Source organism: Streptomyces sp. SID3212, assembly GCF_009865405.1.
Classification (GTDB): domain Bacteria; phylum Actinomycetota; class Actinomycetes; order Streptomycetales; family Streptomycetaceae; genus Streptomyces.
On record NZ_WWJY01001212.1, the window covers coordinates 1 to 5,020 of the forward strand.

Consider the following 5,020-nt stretch of genomic DNA (forward strand, 5'->3'; position numbering starts at 1 on the left):
GGGAGGCGGCAGGGTCCTGCGCCGCCTGCGCCCGCAGGGTGCACGGCGCGAGGGCGTCGAGGCCCTGCGGCTGCTGCCCGCCGGCGCCGGTGATCGCCGCGGAGATCTTGCCGAAGCTCTCCAGGCGCTTGTCCTTCAACGGATTGAGAATCGCATTGTCGGCAACGGTGGGGTCCTGCTCGATCTGTGCCTTCTGATCGGCGAACTTCTGGTAAGCCTCGGTGATCTGGCTGTCGATCCCGGCCAGCTCCTGGTCGACCGCCGCACGGGCCGCCTCCGGCACGTCCGTGATGGCGTTGGCCACTTCCGGGCAGTCGATGGTCGACATCTGCTGCGCGGCATTCTCGGCCTGGGCCGGGGGCTGCTTGTCCTTCGACCAGCCCTCACCCGCGGATGCGTAGAAATTGGCCGCTATCAGCCCACCCCCGCCCAGGAGCAAGGCAGCCGTGGCGGCAATCGCCCGGTTTGCCACTGTGGAACGTTTTCTTCTCGCTGTGCGTGACATGGAACTCCTCAAGCTTCGTTGCCGGTTACAGGGAAATCGCGGCAGGGGAAGCGAAGCGCTCCGTTCCATACGGACGGCATTCGGGGAGTGTTCAGAGGTTCTGAGAATTCCTTGAGATCTCCGGCAGCAAAACGGGCGGATACCCCCCATTGCGGCACGACTCGTCCCGGGCTCCGCAGGCTCGTCAGGCTCCGCAGGCTTCGCGCGGCGCGTCCCCGCCCGCTCACGTCCGGCCGCGGTCCAGATACGCGAGGACGGCCAGCACCCGCCGGTTGTCGTCGTCCGACACCGGCAGGCCCAGCTTCGCGAAGATGTTGGACGTGTGCTTGGCCACCGCACGCTCCGTGACCACCAGCTGAGCGGCGATCGCCACGTTCGACCTGCCCTGCGCCATCAGCTCCATGACCTCCCGCTCGCGCGGTGTCAGGGCGGCGATCGGCTTGTCCTGGCCCCGGCGGGACAGCAGTTGCTGGATCACCTGCGGATCCATCGCCGTACCCCCGCCGGCGACCCGGCGCACCGCGTCGACGAACTGCTCCGCGTCGAAGACCCGGTCCTTGAGCAGATAGCCGACCCCGCCGGTGCCGTCCGCCAGCAGCTCACGCGCGTACAACTGCTCGACGTGCTGGGACAGGACGAGGACCGGCAGGCCGGGACGGGCCCGGCGGGCGGCGAGCGCGCACTGGAGGCCCTCGTCCGTGTGGGACGGCGGGAGCCGGACGTCGACGATCGCGACGTCCGGCTCCAACTCCGCCAGGGCCTTGGTCAGTTCGGGCCCCGACTCGACCGCCGCGAGGATCTCGAAGTCGAACGCCTCCAGCATCCGTACGAGACCGTCGCGCAACAGGAAGAGGTCTTCGGCTAGGACAACGCGCAAGGAATCTCCATGGTCACCATGGTGGGACCGCCCACAGGGCTGTTGACGGCCAGGACTCCGTCGAATGTACCGAGTCGCCGCTCCAGGCCGCTCAGCCCCGACCCCTTCCCGATCGCCGCCCCGCCCCCGCCGTTGTCGGTGACCGCGATCCGCAGCATCCCGTCACCGTGCGAGATGTCCACCCAGATCCGCTCGGCGCCCGCGTGCTTCACCACGTTCGCCAGCGCCTCGCTCACCGCGAAGTACGCGGCGGACTCGACCGGTGCGTCGGCGCGGCCCGACAGCTCCACGTTGACCTCGCTCTCCAGCGGCAGCCGCAGCGCCAGGGCCCGTACGGCGTCCCCGAGACCGCGCTCCGCCAGCACCGGCGGGTGGATCCCGCGTACGAGATCACGCAGTTCCGTCAGCGCCTCGGCGGACGACAGGCGCGCCTGGCCGAGCAACTCCTTGGCCTTGGCCGGGTTCTTCTCGATCAGCGCCTCGACCGTGCCCAGGTCCATGCCCACCGCGACCAGCCTGGCCTGCGCCCCGTCGTGCAGATCCCGCTCGATGCGGCGCAGTTCGGCGGCGGACGTGTCCACGGCGTCGTGCCGGGACTCGGTGAGCCGCTCGATCCGCCGCGCCAGCTCCTCCTCCTGGGTGGGGGCGATCAGGGCCTTGGTCAGGGTGAAGTGGGCCCGTACGAGCGCGGGGGCGTACCGCACACCGGCGGCGAGGACCACCAGGCCGAGCGCGAACGCGAGCAGGCCGGTCAGCTGGCTGTCGACGGGGACGAACGCGTACCAGTACCGGTTGTCGGCGAACACCCGCCACAGGCCGGCGGCCAGGACGAGCCCCTCCACCGGGAAGAGCATCAGCCAGGTGGCCGCGATCGCGACGGTGAAGCCCGCCGTCATGTCCACCAGCAGCCACCGGAGATCACGCCAGGTGGCGCGCTCCTTGAGGAGGAGGACGGTGCGCTCCACGCGGCCGGTGAGTCCGCCGCGCACGTCGTCCGGGAGCGGCCGGTAAGGCGGCGGGATCCGTACCCCCGACCACTTCGCGGCCAGCAGGCGGCGGTGGTTGGCGTGCGCCCTGACCGCCGCCAGCACCGACGGGGTGGTGAGGAAGCCGATGCCCAGCGGGGTGAGCGCGAGCGAGACCACGGTCAGGACGAAGAGGGTGACGGATCCCACGATCGCGGTGAGCCCGAGCACCAGCCCCCGGCCGGCGGCCTGTACCGCGCCTCGTATGTCTGTTGCGTTCATGACGGTCCCTCTCCTCACGCGGCCGGACGGCCGCGGCCCGACCCCCGGGCAGGCCCTCAGTCTGGCGGCGGCGCGGTGGGGAAGGGCAGCCGGTTCGCCCCCCGGCGGGGGGTGTTGCCAGCACCACCCCCCCGATCACCCCTGGTCAGAGGGGATTGTCAGTGGGGGGTGGCACGATCGGACCCATCGACGGATCGGGCGAACAGGGGCGGACGATGGGCACGTGGGACACCGGACACTTCGACAGCGACACCGCGGCGGACTTCGCCGCCGATCTCGACGCCGCCACCGTGGAGGGCCGGACGGAGCTGGTACGGGACGCGCTGGTCCGGGCGAGCGGTACGGCCGGCGTTCCCGGCGGCCTGGACGAGAGCGGGGCGGTGGTGGCCGTCGCGGCGGCGGCGCTGGTGGCCGCGCAGTGCCCCGGGGGCCCGCCGGTGGAGACGGTGTACGGCCCCGACGAGCCGCTGCCGCGCTTCCCGGAGCAGCTGAGGGACGTGGCGGTCCTGGCCCTGGACCGCGTCCTGGCGGAGGACTCCGAGCTGCGTGAGTTGTGGGCGGACGCGGAGGGCGAGGCCGGCCCTTGGTGGCGCGGGGTGACCGCGCTGAGGACGGCGCTGGCGGCGGCGGTGGCCGGGGCGCCGGATCCGGTACCCGCACCGACTCCGGCCGCGATACCGGAGCTGTCGGGGGCGGTCCGGCCTTCGGTCTGAGGGGCCCGGGGGACGGTCCAAGGGTCTCGCCCCCGCACGCCCCCCTCGCGCCCCCGCTCACGTCCCCGCGTTCAGGAGCTTCTCCTCCACCTCGGGGGACAGGCCCACCGCCGGGCGGTCCTGGCGTTGGGGGGCCGGGCCGTCGAGGGAGCGGAGCCAGGCCCAGGTGTCCGTGACCGTGTCCTCCACCGGGCGGCAGCGCAGGCCCGTGGCCAGGGCCTTGGCAACGTCGCCCCGGTGCAGGGCGTCGTGCAGCTCGCCCGGCGGGAGCCAGACGGGCAGGTCCGTCCACGGCCCGACACCCGCGGCGAGGATCGGCTCGGGGTCGGTCCAGCGCAGCTCGGCGTCGGAGCCCGTGGCCCGGACGCAGGCGTCGAGCAGTTCGCGCATGGTCGTGTGCCCGGGCGGACTGACGAGGTTGTACGGGCCGCCGAGACCCTGCTCGACGGCGCCCACGGTCCAGGCGGCGAGGTCGCGCGCGTCGATGTACTGGAGGGGGTTGTCGCGCGGTCCCGGAGCGAGCACGGGACCGCCCCGGGCGATCCGCCCCAGCCACCACGGCAGCCGTCCGCTGTTCTCCCACGGACCGAGGATCAGCCCGGGACGGACCAGCAGCGCACGGTCGCCGAAGACGGCCTCCGCGGCCAGTTCGCCGCCCAGCTTGTCCTGGGGGTAGGCGGTCTGCCCGGCGTCCGCCGACGCGCCCTCGACCAGCGGACCGTCCTCCGTGAGCCCGGCCGGGGTCGGATAGGCGTACACCGACCGGCTGGACACGTACACGTACCGCTCCACGCGCCCCTTGAGCACCGTGGCCGCCTCGCCCACCACCGAGGGCGCCGCCGACCAGGTGTCGACCACCGCGTCCCAGGCTCCGCCGGCGAGCGCCGCGAGCCCGTCCGGAGCTGTCCGGTCGCCCAGCACGGACGTCACGCCGGCCGGCGCCTCGTGCCGGCCGCGATGGAAGGCGGTCACCTCCCACCCCCGCTCCATCGCCGCCTCCGCGACGGCGCGCCCGACGAATTCCGTACCACCCAGGAGGAGAAGTCTCATGTCACCGACTCTGCCCGCCACCACGCGCGCCGGAAAGAGAAGTTCGCTTCGAGTGGAGTTCGCCGACAGGCGAATCGGCGGCTTTTGGGACCTGCCGCGCGGGCCGGTCGGATGGCAGCATGTGCGGACCATGACAGATGCCCGGTCGCCGATGCGCGCCCTGCGGGCCGCGGCCTTCGCGGCGGTGTGCGTGACGCTGGCGGCGTTGGGGCATTTGTACACGTCCGGGCATGACATCCCGTTCGGGGCGCTGTTGACCGCCTTCGGGACGACCGGAGGGGTCGCCTGGCTCGCCGGCGGGCGCCGCCGGGGGTTCCTGTCCCTCGGGGCGGGACTGCTCACCGTCCAGGGCACGTTGCATCTGCTCTTCGCGGGGGTGCTGCCGTACGGGCCGTCCCCGGCCTCGCACGACCGGCATGCCACGACCGGGACGGGGGCCGGGGCCGGGGCCGGGGCGCGCGCGGGGTTCGACGCCGGACTCGGCATGGGCTCCGGCATGGGCGGGCGCCCCGGCATGGACATGGGAGCGGGCGGTGCGGGCGAGCCCGCGCTCGCCGCCGTCACCGACACCCCGGTCGCGATGATCGCCGCGCACGTGCTCGCCGCCGCCGTCTGCGCCCTCTGGCTC

General features: G+C 73.0%; 5 protein-coding genes and 1 pseudogene. 2 read left to right on the forward strand and 4 right to left on the reverse strand.

What is annotated here, in order from left to right:
- The 3 genes and pseudogenes from GT042_RS36305 to GT042_RS36315 all read right to left on the reverse strand — a co-directional run.
- Nucleotides 1-505 (reverse strand): annotated as a pseudogene (locus tag GT042_RS36305) (hypothetical protein); the annotation flags it as partial.
- A 223-nt stretch (nt 506-728) separates the two neighbouring features.
- The gene (locus GT042_RS36310; protein WP_161312929.1) at nt 729-1,382 is read right to left on the reverse strand and encodes a response regulator transcription factor; all 654 of its coding nucleotides are present in this window, start codon (nt 1,380-1,382) and stop codon (nt 729-731) included.
- The gene (locus GT042_RS36315) at nt 1,367-2,629 is read right to left on the reverse strand and encodes a sensor domain-containing protein (protein WP_161312930.1); all 1,263 of its coding nucleotides are present in this window, start codon (nt 2,627-2,629) and stop codon (nt 1,367-1,369) included. The genes GT042_RS36310 and GT042_RS36315 overlap by 16 nt, the downstream gene beginning before the upstream one ends.
- A gap of 215 nt (nt 2,630-2,844) precedes the next feature.
- Here GT042_RS36315 and GT042_RS36320 point away from each other — a divergent pair, with 215 nt between their 5' ends.
- The gene (locus tag GT042_RS36320; protein WP_161312931.1) at nt 2,845-3,342 is read left to right on the forward strand and encodes a DUF4259 domain-containing protein; all 498 of its coding nucleotides are present in this window, start codon (nt 2,845-2,847) and stop codon (nt 3,340-3,342) included.
- Between the two features lie 57 nt (nt 3,343-3,399).
- Here GT042_RS36320 and GT042_RS36325 read toward each other — a convergent pair whose 3' ends face one another.
- A complete protein-coding gene (locus tag GT042_RS36325) occupies nt 3,400-4,392 on the reverse strand; it encodes an NAD-dependent epimerase/dehydratase family protein (RefSeq protein ID WP_161312932.1) in 993 nt (330 codons plus the stop codon).
- Between the two features lie 130 nt (nt 4,393-4,522).
- On the opposite strand from GT042_RS36325, the gene GT042_RS36330 reads away from it, so the two are divergent.
- The coding region (locus tag GT042_RS36330) for a hypothetical protein (RefSeq protein ID WP_161312933.1) at nt 4,523-5,020 on the forward strand (498 nt) is incomplete at its 3' end.